General features: G+C 58.7%; 13 protein-coding genes. 10 read left to right on the top strand and 3 right to left on the bottom strand.

Translation table 11 applies throughout. From position 1 onward, the window contains the following. Positions 1 to 192 precede the first annotated feature (192 nt). Together ndk and JIN78_RS09715 are read left to right on the top strand one after the other, a co-directional pair. Complete coding sequence (gene ndk / locus JIN78_RS09720) at positions 193 to 627, top strand: nucleoside-diphosphate kinase (RefSeq protein WP_200391769.1); 435 nt, start codon at positions 193 to 195, stop codon at positions 625 to 627. A gap of 163 nt (positions 628 to 790) precedes the next feature. Next, a complete protein-coding gene (locus tag JIN78_RS09715) occupies positions 791 to 2,059 on the top strand; it encodes an adenylosuccinate synthase (protein ID WP_200391768.1) in 1,269 nt (422 codons plus the stop codon). A gap of 491 nt (positions 2,060 to 2,550) precedes the next feature. Here JIN78_RS09715 and JIN78_RS09710 read toward each other — a convergent pair whose 3' ends face one another. After that, positions 2,551 to 6,294: an InlB B-repeat-containing protein gene (locus JIN78_RS09710; protein ID WP_200391767.1), complete on the bottom strand. Its 3,744-nt coding sequence runs from the start codon at positions 6,292 to 6,294 to the stop codon at positions 2,551 to 2,553. A gap of 659 nt (positions 6,295 to 6,953) precedes the next feature. On the opposite strand from JIN78_RS09710, the gene JIN78_RS09705 reads away from it, so the two are divergent. Continuing rightward, positions 6,954 to 8,267 (top strand): DEAD/DEAH box helicase, encoded by a 1,314-nt coding sequence (locus tag JIN78_RS09705; protein ID WP_200391766.1) that lies wholly within the window; start codon positions 6,954 to 6,956, stop codon positions 8,265 to 8,267. A 472-nt stretch (positions 8,268 to 8,739) separates the two neighbouring features. Here JIN78_RS09705 and JIN78_RS09700 read toward each other — a convergent pair whose 3' ends face one another. After that, positions 8,740 to 9,663: a hypothetical protein gene (locus tag JIN78_RS09700; protein ID WP_200391765.1), complete on the bottom strand. Its 924-nt coding sequence runs from the start codon at positions 9,661 to 9,663 to the stop codon at positions 8,740 to 8,742. Positions 9,664 to 9,767: 104 nt separating this feature from the next. Here JIN78_RS09700 and JIN78_RS09695 point away from each other — a divergent pair, with 104 nt between their 5' ends. Further along, the gene (locus JIN78_RS09695; RefSeq protein WP_200391764.1) at positions 9,768 to 10,802 is read left to right on the top strand and encodes an HD domain-containing protein; all 1,035 of its coding nucleotides are present in this window, start codon (positions 9,768 to 9,770) and stop codon (positions 10,800 to 10,802) included. Between the two features lie 161 nt (positions 10,803 to 10,963). Further along, complete coding sequence (locus JIN78_RS09690) at positions 10,964 to 11,467, top strand: PD-(D/E)XK nuclease superfamily protein (protein ID WP_200391763.1); 504 nt, start codon at positions 10,964 to 10,966, stop codon at positions 11,465 to 11,467. Between the two features lie 4 nt (positions 11,468 to 11,471). Here JIN78_RS09690 and JIN78_RS09685 read toward each other — a convergent pair whose 3' ends face one another. Further along, positions 11,472 to 12,302: an alpha/beta hydrolase gene (locus JIN78_RS09685; protein ID WP_200391762.1), complete on the bottom strand. Its 831-nt coding sequence runs from the start codon at positions 12,300 to 12,302 to the stop codon at positions 11,472 to 11,474. Positions 12,303 to 12,401: 99 nt separating this feature from the next. On the opposite strand from JIN78_RS09685, the gene JIN78_RS09680 reads away from it, so the two are divergent. The 5 genes from JIN78_RS09680 to JIN78_RS09660 all read left to right on the top strand — a co-directional run bounded on the left by JIN78_RS09680 (position 12,402) and on the right by JIN78_RS09660 (position 19,122). After that, positions 12,402 to 12,797, top strand: coding sequence for a hypothetical protein (locus JIN78_RS09680; RefSeq protein ID WP_200391761.1), 396 nt, complete (start codon positions 12,402 to 12,404; stop codon positions 12,795 to 12,797). Between the two features lie 176 nt (positions 12,798 to 12,973). Beyond that, the gene (locus tag JIN78_RS09675; RefSeq protein ID WP_200391760.1) at positions 12,974 to 14,215 is read left to right on the top strand and encodes a TolC family protein; all 1,242 of its coding nucleotides are present in this window, start codon (positions 12,974 to 12,976) and stop codon (positions 14,213 to 14,215) included. A 19-nt stretch (positions 14,216 to 14,234) separates the two neighbouring features. Beyond that, positions 14,235 to 15,377, top strand: coding sequence for an efflux RND transporter periplasmic adaptor subunit (locus JIN78_RS09670; RefSeq protein WP_200391759.1), 1,143 nt, complete (start codon positions 14,235 to 14,237; stop codon positions 15,375 to 15,377). Positions 15,378 to 15,397: 20 nt separating this feature from the next. Continuing rightward, on the top strand, positions 15,398 to 18,553 hold the full coding sequence (locus tag JIN78_RS09665; RefSeq protein WP_200391758.1) for an efflux RND transporter permease subunit: 3,156 nt from the start codon (positions 15,398 to 15,400) through the stop codon (positions 18,551 to 18,553). A gap of 32 nt (positions 18,554 to 18,585) precedes the next feature. After that, positions 18,586 to 19,122: a hypothetical protein gene (locus tag JIN78_RS09660; protein WP_200391757.1), complete on the top strand. Its 537-nt coding sequence runs from the start codon at positions 18,586 to 18,588 to the stop codon at positions 19,120 to 19,122. Positions 19,123 to 19,185 lie beyond the last annotated feature (63 nt).

Genomic DNA, 19,185 nt, shown 5'->3' with positions numbered 1-19,185 from the left:
CGTGATGGCCCGCCGCGTCGCCAACTCCGGCGGCAAAGACCAGCGCTGGCACGCCGGCTGGCAAAACCGCTGCGCCACCTACGCCCAACCCTTGTGAGCGCGATCCCCGCAAAGAGAAGTTTGGCCCCTTTTCCCATCGCAACCACTCCCAGCCTTGCCAAGACTTCGCTTTCAGGCTAACCCCGCCGCGACATGGCTCAAGAAACCACCCTTATCCTTTTCAAGCCCGACGCTGTTGCGAAGGGCAATGTCGGCACCGTGCTCGCTCGCTATGAGGCGGCTGGCTTCCAGATCAAAGGCATCAAGATGATGACTCTTTCCGACGAGATCCTCGCCGAGCACTACTCCCACATCGCGGACAAGCCTTTCTTCCCCGAGGTGCGCTCCTTCATGCAGGAGACCCCCGTCATCGCCCTCGCCCTCGCCGGGGAAGACGTCATTGCCAAAGTGCGCGACCTGCTGGGACCGACCGACTCCACCGCAGCGGCGGCCGGCACCATCCGGGGCGACTTTGGCGACAAGTCGGGTGACTCCAAGATGCGCAATGTCTGCCATGCCTCCGACTCGCCCGAGTCCGCAGCCGCCGAACTGAAGCGCTTCTTCGGCGCAGACGAAGTCTTTGCCTGATTTTCTCCGCAAACTCACTTTTTTGACCCGGCCGGACCTCTCCTCGTGAGGGCTCCGGCCATTTTGCTGGCAGAAAAGGGCAAGTTTTCACTCGAAATTTGCGCGCGGACCGTGCATGCACCCTTTCCGCCGCGCGGTCAATTCCGGGCGGTTGTTCTGGACCATGAATACCGTAGTCGTAGGCCTCCAATGGGGCGATGAAGGAAAAGGGAAAGTCGTTGATCTGCTCACCGAAGACGCCAATGTGGTCGTGCGCGGCCAAGGCGGCGCGAATGCCGGTCACACCGTGATTGTGGAGGACAAGAAATACGTCCTCCATCTCCTCCCTTCCGGCATCCTCTGGCCCGGCAAGCAGAACATCATTTCCAACGGCGTGGTGCTGGATCCCATCAGCCTGTGCGAGGAGATCGAGACCTTGGAAGGCCAGGGCATCGCCATCAATCCGGAGAAACTGCTCATCTCCGACCGCGCCCACCTCGTCCTCCCCCTCCACCGCGAGCTCGATGCCGCCCGCGAAGCCAAGCTGGGCGACAAGAAAATCGGCACCACCAAGCGGGGTATCGGCCCGACCTATGCCGACAAGGCCAACCGCCAGGGCATCCGCCTGGCCGACGCCATTCGCCCCGACAAGCTGCGCGAACTCCTTGAGCTGCGCGTGCCGGAAGCCAATGCGGTGCTGGAGCCACTCGGCCTGGAAACCTTCACCGTAGAGGGTATTTTGGAAAAAATCACCCCCGCCCTCGAACGCCTCCGCCCGCACATCGCGGACATCATCCCCGTTTTGCACAAGGCGTGGAAGGCCAAGGAGACGATTCTCTTTGAGGGAGCACAGGGCACCTTCCTCGACATCGACTTTGGCACCTACCCCTTTGTCACCTCCTCGAATACCACCTCGGGAGGCTGCACCACCGGCTCCGGCCTGCCGCCCCTGGCTATTGAGGCCGTGATCGGCGTCTGCAAGGCCTACACCACCCGCGTGGGGGCCGGCCCCTTCCCCACCGATAACGAGGACTTGGCCGATTACCTCCATGGCCTCGGCCGCGAGTTTGGCGCCACGACCGGGCGGGCCCGCTCCTGCGGCTGGCTCGATATGGTCCTGCTGCGCTACGCCTGCATGGTCAATGGCGTCACCGGCCTGTCGGTCACCAATCTGGACGGACTCGACGAACGCGACACCATCCAGGTCTGCACCCACTACGAGATCGACGGCGAGAAGCACGAGTACCCGCCCGCCGACCGCGATGCCTGGGATCGCATTGTGCCAGTTTACGAGACCTTGCCCGGCTGGCAGGAAGACACCTCGGCTTGCACCACTTGGGAGCAGTTGCCTGAGAATGCCAAGAGTTACCTCAACCGGCTTGCCGAGCTGGCCGGCGCCCCTGTCTCCCACGTCGGTATCGGCCCAGGCCGCCACCAAACGATCGTGAAATAAGCCAAAATCCACTGGATTAGCGCCCAGAATCGCGCATCCTTGGGAAGGGGCGTAATTGCTCCTTCCCCTCAAATGGCGGCGACCAACTTCAGCACCACCAATGAGACTTTCCGCAAACTTGTCGGGAACGGGCTCGTTTACCGCATCCCTCGCTTTCAAAGAGATTACAGCTGGAGCGAGGTCGAGTGGGAGGATCTGTGGCTTGATGTGCGAGGCATCACTATAGAAAATGAAGAGCCACCTCACTCACCATATGGCCCAACCTTGTAGAACACGAAAAGGCCCGTCCTGCCACCAGCACCCAATTCTACGACACTCACGGTAGCGAGCAAACTCCCGTCAAAATGGCCCTGTTTAAGCCTACTGTAATTCACGGTTTTTGCTTTTTCTCCTCCCCATGCTGACGCATCAGGTCTGCGGGCTGCAGGATCTCGCTCACCTCGAGATCCACTACCTATTTGTCATGCAATAGCATCTCAAATTCAACGACCCTACAGAATGTCCAAAAGGATTCTGAGGCGAAGGAACTGAAGGGGCGCCTGTTCGTAGGTATATTGACTTGTAACGGCAACTTGTCCTGCTCCATCCATCTCGACTTGGGCAGAGCCTGTCCAAATCATGGACTTATCCAGGCGCGCGATTTCATACCACTCGGCACTTTCTAGGTCTACAGCGCTTTCTACTACGTAAATCACATCCGGTTTTGGCGAGTCCGGTAGCGAGAAAGACAGGCCTCCTTGATCGCCAGATTCCGAAGCCTTGAAATGGGGTAGCTTGGCATAATCATCCGCCGTGAGCTCGTCCAAGAGAGGAAGCTCTAGGGCGTAGGCCAAAACATTGGGAATACCATCCGCGTTCGGATCGGCCCCGGGTAGCGCATCATTACCGGTGAGACCAAGGCTGGCCGTCAAGTCTCCGAATGTGTCCTGTGAAACGACTGAAGCGAGAATCGTCACCTCGATGGTCCGAGAGAAAAAGCCCGGGTCAAGCGACTCGTTGGGCCCATCAGTCAAAGTAAGGTAGGTCACCCCGGCCTTGCGAGGCACCAGCTGGATGGTCGTCCCATCGATGGGCTCGAGAGATGCCATGGTGGGATCTTCCAGCTCCCATTCATAGGCCGGATCCACATAGCCCAGAATAGTTTTGGCTTCCAGCCGTTCAGCCCCCGGAGAGTTTATAATCAATTCGGAGAGGCCATCCAGATTAAAGACATCGCGCTGGATCGTCACTTTCGCTTCCGGCTCGGTGAAGCCAGCGCTGTTGAAGACTACGTTTAAGGCGGAATTCGCCCCGCTATAACTGTTTTCACGGAGACGAACAGTCAAGGTTCGTTCGAAATCTCCTCTCTTGGGGCTGAGGTAGTTCAACCAATAAAAGCTATTGAGGTCATTTTCGATTTCTTGCTGAATCTCAGAAAAGACCGCTATCAAGTCAGAGGCAACCGTCACTTCACTGTATCCCGCACTACCCAGAGCCTGCAGTGTCGCGGTATCCGTCTCTTCATTGAGCAGGCCGATGGTAAAGATTTGCTTGTCTCCTCTTGCCGCAAGAACCTCTGCCTCGGTAGCCAGAGCCGCCTGATCGCTCCCATCTGTAAAGAGCACCAGATAACCCCTCTCAACATAGTCGAGGCTGTAGGTGTCTGTCCATTGTTCCAAGCCGGCAAGGGCCGCCCCATAGAGATTGGTTGTGGAGGCCCCTCTTTCGATGGAGTCTATAGCCGCAAAGAGAAGATTTTCCTCGGAGGTAAAGTCTTGCAGCAAGACGGGATGCTCGGAAAATTGATAGATAGCGAACAGCTGCCTTTCTCCCCGCAGGGCGACCATCCTTTTGGCCGCTTCCTTGAGATCACCCAACTGGGTAAAGACACTCCGGCTGTTGTCCAGCATCAGCACCGTTTTAATCAGTCCGTCGGCTTCATCGAGTTTGGACACTTGGAATGATGATTCCGTGAGAGAAATTTCCTGCCCGTCCTCCTCGACGAGGAAAAAATCGTCCGTGCTCACGATTTCCTTGGGAATGTTGAGACCCCGCCCCAAAACTTCGTTAACCTCATCGGAAAGGCGGAAGGCCACGGTCACACTACTGCCTTCCGGCACGACGAGGGGGCCGACCACAGGCTCGGTGAAACGGGCCCCCGGCAAGCGAAATTTATAGCGGGCGGTCACCTTCAAATCTTCCGTAACGTTGTCAAAAGGCTTGTCCCAACCCACAAATTCCCAATTAGTAGCGGGAGTGATCCCGGGAGCTGTGGCCGCACCTCCCGGTTGGACCGACTGTTCTGCCGAGCCGCCGGAGAAAGTGCCCGCCTCGCCCGGGTGGAAGGTAACCACCGGCCAAGGAGCGTATTGAGCGTGAACGGTCAAATCGTCATGCACATTTGTGAAAGAAGTGTCCCAGCCAATGAATGTCCAGCCCGCATGTGCCCGGATATGCGGAGCGGCCGCATCGTCGCCGGGGATAAGACTGATGGTCTCATTTCCGGTCACAATCGTCCCGTTCTCGCCAGCCAGGAACGTGACGACGGGCTTCCGGATATAGATCGCCTGCACGACAATATCCTCTGTGACGCTAGTAAAATCACGATCCCAACCCATAAAATGCCACCCTTCTTCTTCCGCAATTAGAGGTGCCACCGCGCCGGAGCCGCTTACGACATACTGGATAGCAGTTCCTGAAGTTAGGGACCCAAAATCCCCGGCTACGAAAGTCACCCGGGGCTTGCGGGCATAGATTGCAGTAACCAGCAGATCCTCGGTCACATTCGTAAAAGCGGTATCCCAGCCTGTAAATTGCCACCCTTCTCCGGCCGAGACCGTAGGAGCCGTCGCATCAGATTCAACCAAAACATATTGTTCGGTCACTCCCGAGGTGATGGAGCCGTGCTCACCGGGCAGGAAGGTGACCAGCGGCTTTCTTCGATAGGTCGCGGTCACGACAAGATCTTCAGTTACCGAAGCAAAGGTTGTGTCCCAGCCTAGGTATTCCCAAGCCTCGTCGACGCTAAAGTTGGGAGCTCTGGCATAGGAACCGGGAATGACGGGCTGGGTTAAATTTCCCGAAAGATAAGTTCCCTGTTCTCCCAGCACAAAAGTCACCACCGGGAGTTTTTCAAAAAGGGGATAGACCATCAAGTCACGAGTCACCGAACTGGTGTCCTCACTCCAGCCAATGAAGCGATAACCGTAAGGTGGAGTCACCTCGGGCACCACCGCAGCCATGTTTTCCATCAACCATTGTTCAATATCTCCTTGCACCGTGCCGCGGATGCCTTCAGGCGAGACACTAAAGAAAAGGACCTTATATTCCACCCTCTCTACCAGCGCGAGAGAGTAGTCAAAGCCAGCAGTCACGGCCACCGCTTTGCCCAGATCGGGAGGCACATCAAGCCGCCCATGCGAATCATTACCCCAAGCGATGACATCCCCAGACTCGGTTACGGCCAGACTATGGCTATAGCCAGCTGATATTGCGATCGCAGGCTCCTGAAGAAGAGGAGGATGGATCCATTCCGCATTGCTCGCACCCCAGGCATAAATCTGCCCCTCTGCATCAAGAGCCAAATTGTGAGTGCTTCCCACTGATATCGATTGAATGGGCGGCAGTTCTTCGGGAATGGTTACTTGTCCATTGCCATTGTTGCCCCAAGCCTGCAATTCTCCCCGACCGCCTAGTATCAATGCGTGCGTGCTTCCCAATTGAAAATCGAGGACCTCAGAGAATTCGAGCTCTGGAACTTGTTGGTAGACGGCGGAACCGGTATATCCCCATATTTTGAGGTGCTCGGTTGGGAGGCCCAAGGTCGTAAACAACCCGTGGTTGTTCCCTTTCCCGGCACTGATGTGCACAATGGATTCATAAATCGGAGGCTCGTTGTTGACGACCCCGCTTTCAACCATTGATCCGAAGCTGGAGTAGTTTCCACTTTGATGAAGAGCCAGACTATAACCGAATCCTGCGGAAATTTTCGTAACCTGAGTCAAGTGCTCTAAGCCATTAAGGTCACCAAAGCGATCCTCACCCCAGCCAACCACAGTGCCGTCTGATTTCAAGGCGAGTGCGAAATTCAAGCCCGCCGAGACACTCGTAACATCAATCAATCCTTCCGGGACCTCAGTGCATCCGTTAGCATTGTTTCCCCAGGCTACGACCTGAGTTGTAACTCTTTCGGCCAGCAAGCTATTTAGCGTAAACAACAAAATAACAAGCAGTTTAACCAAGTCTAATGAGTTCATTTTTTTGCGTATTTTTTGCGCACTGAGATGGATCCCAAAGGCCAACCAGTAGTAGGTCTATCTACACGACGGTGATGAGGGAGAATTAATTAACCGTTGAGAGGGTCTTTGACAACGAACAAACAGCCCTCATCACCGTCTTTTAGCTAAACCCTCTATTGTCCGAACTTCAGGGTCTACGTCAAAGGTCTCTCTGGAGCCCTCTACTGTTGCAGGTGCTTACTTCATCCGTGGCCTTATCCTAGTCGCGTTCTTCAACGATGAAAGGAGCAGGATTGACGTGGGGGATAGTGCCACTTCCGTAGCGGAGCCGTTCGGCCAGAGGGGCCTCGGGGACTCCTACTTGTGTTCTGGAAAAATTCGCGTGCTCAGCCAAGCGATGGCTGGGCGGGGAGCCACTTCCAAGATTTGTCGTGCTTCCGCCGAGTTTTAGAAATTCCACTTTGCCGGGTCGAGTTGCTGCAGCCTTCATTTCCCTTGCCAAAGGGCCGAGCCCCTCGTAAGGGAGGCGCGGCGGTGCTGATTACCGCCTCGATCCAGTTTCCGGATCAGCCGCATCCTTCTTCTTCGATGATAGTGGGTTTTCGGATCAACACCCAACCATCATCGAACCCTGCCCCCCTCCCCCAGGGAGAGAAGACCGGGCTTTTACGTTCAATATGACTACCTTTGCAGACCTCCCCCTCGCCGCGCCTCTTCAACAATCCTTGCGAGAACGCGGCTACACCCATCCTTCCCCCATTCAGGAGCAATCCATTCCGATTCTTCTCAAAGGCCGCGACCTGCTAGGCTGCGCGCAGACTGGAACCGGAAAAACAGCCGCTTTTTCTCTCCCCATCCTGCACTTGTTGCACGAGTCGCCCAAGCCCCGGCGACGAAAGGCAGCCCGCGTTCTCGTACTCACCCCGACCCGCGAGCTCGCCACCCAGGTGGGCAAGAATATGGAAACCTACGGCCAGCACCTCGAGTTCAAGCACACCCTCATCTACGGCGGGGTGGGCCAAAACCCGCAGGTTAAGGCCATGCGTGAGGGTGTCGACATTCTGGTGGCTTGCCCCGGCCGCCTGCTCGACCTCATGAGCCAAGGCTACATCGATCTTTCCCACGTGGACTTCTTCGTGCTCGACGAGGTGGATCGCATGCTCGACATGGGCTTCCTGCGCGATGTGCAAAAAGTGGTCGCCGCTCTGCCCAAGAAGCGCCAGTCCCTCTTTTTCTCCGCCACCCTCGCCCCCAACATCGTGAAGCTGGCCCACGAAATCCTGCGCAATCCCGCCACGGTGACCATCGAGCCCAAGACCACCACGGCGGAGAATGTCGACCATTCCGTCTGCTTTTTGGCCGGGGAAAATAAGAAAAAACTTCTCACCTCCTTGCTCTCGGAGCAAAAGGCAGGCGAGCTCACCATCGTGTTTTCCCGCACCAAGCACGGGGCTAACAAGCTGGCCAAAGCGATTACGGCCCAGGGCTTTGAGGCCGAGGCCATCCACGGCAACCGCTCGCAAGCCCAGCGGGAACGCACGCTCAATAAATTCCGCGAGGGCAAGCTCCCCGTGTTGGTGGCCACCGACGTGGCCGCCCGGGGCGTGGACGTCAAGGCCGTGACCCTGGTAGTGAACTTCGACCTCCCCCAAGAACCGGAGGCCTATGTCCACCGCATTGGCCGCACCGGCCGGGCAGACGCCACCGGGCGGGCCGTTTCCTTCTGTGCGGAAGACGACTGCGCCTTGCTCACCGATGTGGAAAAACTCATCAAGCAGCGCATCACCGTCAAGTCCGACCACGAATGGCACTGGGACAGCCTCGCGGGCAAACATGCCATGGGCAAAGGAGGGGGCACCCGAGCCAATGGCGGGGTTCAAAACCGGCGCGGCGGCAATGGCAACCGGCGACGGGGACGACGCGGTGGCGGCGACAATTCGGGAGGACGACGCAATCAGCGCTCGAGCCCATCCTCTTCCCGCCGAGGCTAATCGCAAGCCCAGATTTTCTCTGGCCAAATGAAGCCATGCTGGTTGACGACTTGTGCGCCGCGACAAAGCCCACCGTTTCGCACCCGGGGTTTTAACCTCATTCTGGTCAGGAACTGAAAAAAGTCGCACCCACCTCTCCCCTGTCTTGCACCAGGGTTAATGAATCACGAGCCGATTTGCCCGCTGGAATCCCTCATCGGTAGACTCTCGCTCTTTTGACAAAAAGAGGCGGAATCAACTGAGTGACTTCGTCAATTCTTGTTCCCCGGTCCTTCCCCGGCTATCTCCCTGTCCAGTTGTTTGCACAGCTGGCGAGACTGGCAAGAGTCTCCCGCTCGCAATCGCTTTTTTGGTTTGCAGTCCGTTTTCACTTTTATGGGTTTTTGTGGAAACGGACTGCCGCCATGCGAGCCTCTCATTTCTTTTTTCGAGGGCCTTCCCACCCGGAGGCCCGACAAGCAGGGACCTTGCTCTATTCCACGATCACCGTAGGTTGCAGCATCCCGAGGAATTCTTCCGTCCACTCCTCTTCCTTGGGATGGCCCCGATAGCTATCGAGATGCTTGAGCATGGCCAGTGCAGCCCCCCGCTCATCGCCCATCTCGAAGATTTCTTTTTCCAACTCCCAAAGCATTTGGGGTCTATCCTCGAGGTAGAATTTTTTCTGAGCTTCTTCCTGCTCCTCGTCCTCGTCTCCGGCCAAAATCTCCAGCAGGCGTGCCTCCTGGCTGATCCAGCGGGCCCAGGCATTGCGAAAGCCATCGGCATTGCGTGCTCCCCGCAGAGGCGGCAAGAGAGCTTCTTCGTAGACAGTCTTCAAATTGAGTGGCGCGGTGGGCCATTCTTCCGGCATCTCAATCTCGTAAGCTTGGGCAAAGACGGAAGCCCCGACCGAGTTCTTGAGCAAGGCGACTTCCCTCCGCCCCAAGTCCTCATCAGCGAGAATACCATCGATTGTGGAGAGCACTCGGGAGGCATAGTCGCGGTCTTCCTCCTGATCCAGATCACCAACCTCCATGCAGAGGAGCAACCAACGCAACTGATGGCGCAAGGCGCGACGAAACTCCTTGGTATCGGTGCGCTCCTTGTGCTGGCGCTTCCATTCCCGGAAGTCGCGGGCTCCCGTTTCCTCATCTCCAAACTGAACTTTCTCCACACAGTTGAGATAAAGATCATGAGTCTTGGCTTCATCTTGCGCCGCCGAGCCAAAAGTGTCGTAAGCAGCGGCGCGCAGTTTTTTGATGCGGCTTTCGGCCCCTTCTTGAATCTCCCTAAGCCTCTCCAACAAAGCCTGTCGATCGCCCTCTGACAGGGCTGAGGACTGTGCCGGAGCCGAGGAAACAGAAAGGAAACCAGCGAGGAGAAAACTGAAAATCGGGCGGGAAGAAACCATCATGGGGCTGGAACGATTGGCAAAGGATTTTGCTAGGGAAAATTGATTCTCCTAGAAAATTCATTCCCGTTCTTGCCAGCGTGGGGTGCTCCGGGGAAAATGGAGCAATGGCCCGCCTTTCCATCCGTGAACTGACCCAGCAGAGTTCCGAATCCGCCCTCACCGCCCAGTTCTCCGCCCAGCTGGCAGGGCGCAAGGAGAAGGAGACGAAGAGCGGTAAACCCTATCTGGAAATTCTCCTGGCAGATTCCACCGGCGAGTTCACCCTAAAGGCCTGGGCCGACCACAAGCAGTTCGGCGACTTGCAAAACCTCCCCGAGGGCAGCGGTCTCGCCATCGACGGCAGTTTCACGCAAAATCAGTGGGGCATCGACGCTTCTCCATGGAGCTTCAGTCTCCTGGATGACCGCGGAATGGAGGAGCTCTTGGCCGGCGACCCCTCGTTGCGCGAGCGCCAGAAAGCCGACTACGCCGATATCGAGCGACTGGTGGGAAGCCTTTCTGATCCCCGGCTGCGCGCGCTCTGCCTCCACTTTCTCAAGGTTTTTGGCGACCGCTTCCGGCGCACTGCAGCGGCAAGACGCAACCACCACGCGCGGCGGGGCGGCCTGGTGGAGCACGTGGCCCAGATGATGCGGGCAGCGGCGGCCCTTGCCGAGGTTTACCCCGATTTGAACCGCGACCTCATGATTGCGGGGGTTCTCTTTCATGATTGCGGCAAGCTCTGGGAAAACACTTATCCCGAGAAGGGCTTCACCCAAGGTTATCATCTCTCGGGTGAAATGCTGGGGCACATCCCCCTCGGCATCGAACTCACTAACAAGCTCTGGCGCGATCTGCAGGAGAGCCCGGAATACGAGGAGTGGAAGGACCTCACCCCGTCCTCCGATCTGGTCCGGCTCCATTTGCTTCATCTCATCGCCAGCCACCACGGAACCCACGAATTCGGCTCCCCCACCCTGCCACGCACTCCGGAGGCCTTTGCCCTCCACCACATCGACAATCTGGATGCCAAATACGAGATGATGAAGGATGCTTACGCGAAGGCAAATCAGCTCGGAAACGGTATTTTCGAACGACAGTTTCCCCTTCCGTCGAATCTCGTTGAGCCTCTTCCTCCCTTTAGTTTGGGGCCTCATTAAAAAAATTTTGGCATGATCGAGAAATTTTCTGTGACAATCGGCCAATTCAGGTTGTCTTTAAGGACGTCCCAGCAATGGGACGTGCGTTGTTGTTCCCACGAGCGGGAGTTGGTTCATCCAGCTCCCGCTCACTTTTTCTCCCTTCCCCCTTTCCGCGCGTCATGTTTCGCCTTTGGCTTCTTCCTCTCTCCTTAGCCTTGCTGGCACTTCCTTTGGCGGCAGAGCCTGGCTCTCCCCAGCCAAGCCCGGCGCGGGACACCACCACTGGCAAGGACTTTGAAAAACTGGTCGGTGCCGCGCTGCGGGAAAGCGGCTACCAGGTGCGGAAGCAAGTGCCGGTCGGCACCCGGCCCAACGGGAGCAAGCACACCATCGACCTTTTGGCTCGTCGTGGCGAGCGCTCGCTCCTCATCTCGCTGAAGTGGCAGGAGAGCTCTGGCACTGCCGAGCAGAAGGTGCCCTACGAGCTCATCTGTCTCTCGGAGGCTCTCAAACAAGCCCGCGGTGCCCACCAAGCCGCCTATCTCGTCCTCGGAGGGGAGGGCTGGACGCTCAAAAAATTCTATCTCGCCGGCGGCCTGGATCGTCACTTGCAGCTCGACCAGCCAGTGCATCTTCTCGGTGCCCGGGACTTTCTCACCCGCGCCCGCGAAGGCCAACTGTGAACCCTCACTCCTGACTTTCGAGCCAGCCCAATTCGCGAAAAAACTCCTCGGCTCCAGCCATCACCTTGGAGAACCAGGGGTCGCGGTAATGGAAAGCATGGGGCATTTCCTCGGCTTCGAAAAGCTGACAGCTCGCGCCCCACTTCTCCATTTCCCGCTGAAAAGTCCGCGCAGTGGCAATGGGCACAATGGCATCGGCGGAACCATGGGCCATCCAAGTGGGCGGAGCGCGGCGGGAGAGATGATGAATGGGCGAGACCGCGTCGGGCTCCGCCCCCAACCAATTCTTGGTCAGCCGCTGCAGCAAGCCAAAATCCTCGTCCGCAAAGGGAGCCAGCACTAGGGGAGCATTGAAAAGCAGCAAGGCGTTGGGAGCCTCATCATGACCAAATCCCGGAACCAGGGCCGCACAGGCCGCGAGGTGGCCTCCGGCCGAGGCCCCGCCCGCCGCGATGCGCTGGGGATCGATCCCCAGGCGCCCGGCATGCTGCCTGGTCCAGGCGATGGCGGCCTTGGCATCGGTGACTCCGTCGGCGACTTTGGCCCGTTGCCGATCCCATACCCGGTAATCGGCCAGCAGACAGATCATCCCCCGCCGGGCCAAAAAACGGGCGTGCCGCTTGAGGCTGTCGGGGGATCCGAATCGCCAGCCCCCGCCGAAGAAGAGCACCACTGCCGGCTTGGCCTGCCCCTCGACTTTTTCCCCAATGATCCAGACCTGCAGCGCTTCCTCCCCCACCTCGGCGTAGGTCTCGACCCGAGCTCCCGCGATCTGCGGCGGGTAATCTGCCGCCAAGGGCAATAGGGTGAGACAAAAGAAAAGAAGCATCCGCATGCCCTCACTTTAGCCACCCGGAGGATAAAAAGCGAGATTTTGCCGCAAATCGAATTTGACGGGGAATAGAATCAAACGTAATCAACTCCCAGTTCTATCGTGAAGGAAATCATCACCAGTCTTCTCATCATGCTAGGTCTGATGACCTCGGCACTGGGACTGGATGTGAATTCCTGTGCTGAGAGCCAGTGTGTTCTGCCCTTCATCAAACACCTCCTCTGCGAGGACAGTGACCACCATGACCACGGCAATTGCGACCACGACCCCCATTCCCATCCGGCAGAAGAGCCCGGCCCTGGTGAAGAGGAACCTTGCCCGGTCGGTTGCGATGCAGGCTCCAGTCACTGTCACGCGCTTCACTTTGGACTCCTGGCCTTACCACCCTTGGACTGCCCTCTTTCCCTGCCCCCTCTCAATGGCGGGCCACCCCATGAGCGGGCACTGACTCCTCCCGAGTCACCCCTCTCCTCTCTCGAACAGCCTCCGCGAGCCTAGTCTCTCTCGCGGGATCGTCGTGCCCTGAACTCTGGGCCAATGTTTTAGCGACGGTTCTCTGTTCCCCAACCGGGCGCACTTCCCTGCGCGCGATTCCCACCTCGGGATGAGGATTTTTCGGAATCCCTCCCGGCTCATAGGTCACCTGCGACCTCTTCATTTCACCCTTTGAGACTATGCGCCTTCGCATTCCTATTTTCCTCTTTTTGATCAACCTATTGGCACCTGTTTCGCCCCTTGCCGCCGCCGCGCCGAGTGGGCTCATCGTTGGCTTGGACACCATTCCCAACCGTATCCGTGCCCACAATCCTGCTCTCGCTGCCGCCCGCTGGCGCATTGCGGAAGCTCGTGGAACTCAGCAAGCCTCCGGCCTCCGGGACAATCCCGAACTGGAAGGAGGCTTTTCTTTCAACAACACTCTCCGCGAAGGCGGGCTGGAGCTTGGCCTCTCCCAACGCTTTCCGGTGACCAATCGCTTGCAGTTGGAGAAAACGGTCACCACCACCCTCGTGCTCCAGGCCGAGGCCGAGGTGCAGGCAGTGGAGCAGCAACTGATCCACGAAGCCCGCACTCAGTTGGTCGAGATTCTCACCCTGCGCCAACAACTGGCTCTGCGCAGCGAGCAAATCACCCTCGCGGGGGAACTCGCAGCCTTCATCGAAGAGGCAGCCACCAAAGGCGAGCTCTCTCCCCTCGATGCGGGCCAAGCCCAGCTGGAATCCGTCCGGCTCGAGGCCGAAATCCCCCAACTTAAGGCCCAAGAGGAAATGCTGGCGGGACGGCTCAAAGCCCTCCTCGGGATGCAGCCCGCCGACCAACTTCATGTCGCTGGTCAACAGCTGCCACCCGTTACTGTCCCCGACGGTGGTTTGCTCATTCGCAACCGATCCGATCTCACCGCCTCCCGCCTGGCAAGCGAAGCCGCCCGCCAGACGGTGGCGCTGGAAGAAGCCCGTCGCTACGACGACATCGAGGTCGGCGTGGTGGCCGGGCTGGAACGCTCCGAGGACGCCCCCGAAGGTTTCGAAAACGAGGGCATCGTCGGAGTCCGGGTGAAAATGGCCTTGCCCTTCTGGGACAAAAACGAAGGCCAAATTGCCCGGGCCAAAGCCACCGCCGCCCGGCACGAACAAAAAACCATCGCCCTGGGCGAACAGCTCCGCAACGAAGCCGGTGCCGCTCTCGGGGAAATGAAGCAATGGTCCGCGCTCCTGCACCAAATCGACAGCGAGCTCTTGCCCCTGGCCGAGAAACAAGCGGTCGAAAGCGAGTCCGCCTACCGGCAGGGCCTCGGCGACCTCCAAGCCTACCTGCGGGTGCGCGAGCAAAGACTCGACCTCGCCAACTCCCGCCTTGAGTCCCTCCGCAATTTTCACCTCGCCCGCCTCCGCTACGAAGCCGCGCTCGGCCAACCCTAAACCTCTTTTTATGACCACCATGAGACTCCGACCAATTTTTCCCTGCTCCCTCTTTCTCACCGCCATCACCCATTTCTCGCCCTTGTCTGCCGCCCTTGATGCCGAGCGAGCGGCCAACACCGTCATCCTCAGCGAGACCGCCGTGCGCAATCTCGGTATCGAAACCGAAATCGCGATGGAGGCCACCTTCGAGTCCACCGTTTTCGCACTGGGCCGCTTACAAGAAATCCCGGCTAACAAAGCGACCCTGTCCACCCGCATTCCCGGCCGCATTCTTAGCGTGGACGTCTTTGCAGGCGATAGCGTGGAGGAGGGGCAAGTCATCGGCCTCCTGGAAAGCCGCCAACCGGGAAGCCCGCCCCCAACCATCAAACTCATCGCTCCCCGCGGTGGTCTCATCACCCAGTCACACATTCAGCCCGGCCAACCCGTGGAAGCGAGCGAAGAACTCCTCACCATCGTGGATCGCAGCGCCATGTGGGCCGTCGCACGCATCCCGGAGAAAGACGCCGCCCGGCTTGCCCCGGGAAGCGAGGCCCGCCTGCACATCCCGGCGGCAGGCGAGCAAACCCTCACCGCCCGGCTCACCCGCTTTGGGGTGCAGGCCGATCCCGAGAACGGCACCGTGGACGGCATTTTCCGCATCGCCAACCCCGCGGGCCTCCTCCGCCCTGGTCTGCGGGTGGAGTTTTCCCTCATCACCCAAGTGCGCGAAAACGTGCTCAGCATCCCCCGCTCGGCGATTCAGGGCCCTCCCGAGAACCGCCATGTTTTCGTGAAGGATTTCGAGCTGGCTCATGCCTTCCTGAAGGCTCCGGTGGTCGTCGGCCAATGGAACGACCAGTCCGCTGAAATCGTGAGCGGTCTCTTTCCCGGTGATGAAGTGGTCACCACCGGCTCCTACAGCCTGGGCTTTGCCGGAGGAGGCGATGGCCCATCTCTCAAGGAAGCCCTCGATGCCGCCCACGGGCACGAACACAACGAGGATGGCTCGGAGATGACAGAAAGTGACGACGAACACGATCACGAGCACGAGGAAGGTGGGGACGATCACGCCGCGGAGACTACCTCCCATTCCCCTCTCCTCCTCATCTGGGCCCTCGCCGGAACCGTGGGCACCTTCCTCTGGGTGCAGAGCCTCCTCAAACGCCGCCAAGCCTAAGCCTTTTCCCTGAGACGACCATGCTCAATCACCTCATCCGTTTCTCCCTCCACCAGCGGGCCCTGGTGCTCGCGGTGGCCGGGATTCTCTTACTCCTGGGCATCCAAAAGGCTCGCCAGCTGCCAGTGGAAGTCCTCCCCGACCTCACCAAACCCACCGTCACCATTTTGGTGGAAGCCCCCGGCTATGCGCCTGAGGAAGTGGAAACCCTCATCACCGTCCCCATGGAATCCGCCCTGATGGGAGTCACCGGCGTGACCCGCCTGCGCTCGGTCAATGACATCTCCCTCTCCCTCATCTTCGTTGAATTTGAGTGGGGAACGGACATCTACGACGCCCGTCAATTCGTCACCGAACGGCTTTCGGGGGCAGCGGACTTCCTCCCTGAGGGCGTCACTCCCTACATGACCCCGGTTTCCTCCCTCATGGGCGACATCGGCCTGATTGGTCTGCGCGATCCCACCGGTAAAACCAGTCCTCGCGAGCTCCGCGAACTCGCCGACTGGGTCATCGCCCGCCGGCTACAATCCATCCCTGGCATCGCGGAAGTCCTCAACATGGGTGGCGGGGTCAAGCAAATCCAAGTGCAGCCTCAGCCCGAAAAAATGCGCGCTCTGGATGTCAGTTACGAGGAGCTCCGGAGGGCAGCCGAAAACGCGGTGAGCAACACCACGGGCGGCTTTCTCACCGAACGCGCCACCGAAATCATGGTGCGCAATCTCGCCATGACCACCGACCTCTCAAAAATTGCCAAAACGGTGGTCAAGCATGAGGAAGACCGCGCCATTCTGCTCAGCGATGTTGCGGAAGTGACCTGGGATCTGGAACCCATGCGGGGCGATGCCGGCTTTGGCGTGAAAGGCGATGAACCGGGCGAAGACGGGCGCCGGGGCGACCCCGGAGTGATCCTCACCGTGCGTAAATCCCCGGGCTTTGACACCATCGACTTGACCGAAAAAGTGGAAGTCGCCTTGGCTGAGCTGCAGTCCACCCTTCCCCCGGGAGCGGAATTGCGCACCCTCTACCGCCAGCGCGAATTCATCGATCTCTCGATCGGCAATCTGGAGGAAGCTCTGCGCGATGGAGCCATCATGGTCTCCCTCATCCTTCTCCTTTTCCTCCTCAATCTCCGCGTCACCCTCATCACCCTCACCGCCATTCCCCTTTCGCTGGGAATCACCATTCTCATTTTCGACCTCATGAATCTCTCGGTCAATTCCATGACCTTGGGGGGACTCGCCGTCGCCATCGGGATGGTGGTCGATGATGCCATTGTGGATGTGGAAAACGTCTTCCGCCGCCTGCGAGAGAATGCGGGACTGGTGGAGCCTTTGCCCAAGATCGAAGTCATCGCGAGAGCCTCCGCCGAAGTGCGTTCCTCCATTCTCTATGCGACGATTCTCATCATTCTCGTCTTCGTCCCGCTCCTGGCCCTCAGTGGCGTGGAAGGCCGACTCTTCGCCCCCATTGCCATAGCGACCATGATTAGTATGGCCGCCTCCTTTGTCGTCTCACTGACCGTCATTCCAGTCCTTTCCTCCTACCTGCTCAATCCTAAAGCCGGGAAAGAACACCACGAGGTCTGGATGGTGCGCTTTTGCAAATGGCTCTTCCGGACGACTTGGCTGCGCTTTGCGCTCGCCCAACCCCTCCTCCTCTTCGCCCTCATCGCGCTCCTGCTCGTGATGACCGGCTCCGTCGCCCGCCAGATGGGAGGCAACTTCCTGCCCGCCTTTCGTGAGCCCACCATGCTGGTTGCGACCACCATGGCTCCGGGAACCTCGCTCAAAACCACCGTCTCCACGGCCCAAACCGCACAAGGCCAGCTGCTCTCCACCAAGGGAGTTGAGACCGTAGGCTATCGCGTGGGCCGGGCCGAACGCGGCGACCACGTCGTTCCTGTCTCCACCATTGAGTTCGACATTGAATTCGATGACTACGGACGTGAACACCGCGACGAAGTCTCCACCGCCATCCGCGAAACGATGGCCGACATTCCCGGCACCTTCAGCGCGATGAGCACTCCCTTGGCCGACCGCATCGGACACATGCTCAGCGGAGTCTCAGCCAAAGTCGCGGTCAAAATCTTCGGCCCCGACCTCGACGAATTGCGCCGCCTCGGGGATGAAGTGGTTACCCTCGCGCGCGACATCCCTGGTCTGGACGAAGCCCGGCCCGAGCAACAGGGCTCGGTGCCCCAACTGCGTATCGAAATCGATCGCGACCGCGCGGCAGCCTACGGAGTGACCCCCGGCGAACTGAACAACGAATTGGCCGAGCTTCTGGGCGGCGGCTATCTGGGAGAAATCTACGAAAACCAACGCGTCTACGACCTCGTCGTCCGCCTCCCCTTGGAATGGCGGGAAAATCCGGACCAGCTGGCCAAGCTCTACATCGACACCCTCAGCGGACGACGAATTCCACTCGGCTGGGTGGCTGACATTCGCCAGGCCAGTGGCCCCAACACCATCCTTCGGGAAAACACCCGTCGCCGTTTCGTGGTGTCCATCAATCCTACTACCTCGGACCTCAATGCCGCCGTGGAGGAACTGCAAGCCACTCTTTCCGAAAAACTCACCCTTCCCACCGGATACTCGATCTCGTTTGAGGGCGAATACCAGGCCCAACAGGAGGCCCGGCGCACCATTATGCTCATGTCCCTCATCATTCTGGCGGCCATTTCATTCCTCCTGCTCAGCTACTTTCGCAGCGTCACCTTTGTTCTGCTCGTGCTGACTAATATCCCCATCTCGTTGATCGGAGGCGTCTGGCTGACCCGCTACACCCTCGATAACATCAGCATCGCCACCCTGGTGGGTTTCATCGCCATTTCGGGCATTGCAGCGCGCAATTCCATCATGATGATCTCCCACTATCTGCACCTCATGCGGCATGAAGGGGAAGGGTTCAACCTCACGATGGTGGTGCGGGGCACCGAGGAACGGCTTGTGCCGGTGCTCATGACCGCTCTTTCCGCCGGTATCGCCCTCTTGCCCCTCGTCATCGCGGCCGATGAACCCGGTAAGGAAATCCTCAATCCGGTGGCCATCGTCATCGTGGGAGGACTGGTCAGCTCCACCCTTCTCGGTCTGGCTCTGACCCCCGCTTTCTTCCTGACCTTTGGCCGCAAGGCCGCCGAGCGCTCGCTCGCCAACCATTCTCCCGCCTCGCAATGAGTTGCGGCAAAACCAAAACAAAGAAATCAACCATGAAAAAAACAACCACTATCCTAGTAGCCAGCCTCGCGCTCTCCTTCACTCCTTTCGCTTCGGCGGAAGAAGGTCACGAACACGGCGATCACGAGGGACACGAACACGCCGAGCACGATCACTCCGGGCTCACCCCTCCCAATGGCGGCCGCATCCTGACCGAAGTGGAGCCCCACGCGGAATTCTTCCTGACCGAGGATCGCAAGGTGCGCATCACCTTCCTCAAAGATGACGGCACCGTCGTCGCCCCCGGCGATCAAGCCATTACAGTCATCACCGGCACGCGCAGCAATCCCACCCGGCTGACTTTTGAGAAAGACGGGAAAAGTTTTCTTTCGAAGGACTCGGTGCCGGAGGGAGACAACCTCCCCGTCATTGCACAAATCAAGATGCAAGCGAATGCCAAGACCACCCTCATCCGCTTCAATCTCAATCTCGCCGATTGCCCCACTTGTGATTACCTCGAATACGCCTGCTCCTGCGATCACGGCGAACACGGTCACGACCATGGTGACCACGAAGGCCACGACCACTGAAGTCTCTTCTTGCCCCTCCTCCTTCGCTCCTCTTTGTTAGGGAGCGAAGGAATTTTCCCGGCC

This window comes from Roseibacillus ishigakijimensis (assembly GCF_016595415.1).
Lineage (GTDB): Bacteria > Verrucomicrobiota > Verrucomicrobiia > Verrucomicrobiales > Akkermansiaceae > Roseibacillus > Roseibacillus ishigakijimensis.
Note: the sequence above shows the minus strand (reverse complement) of the source record. Positions and strands in the feature narration are given on the sequence as shown.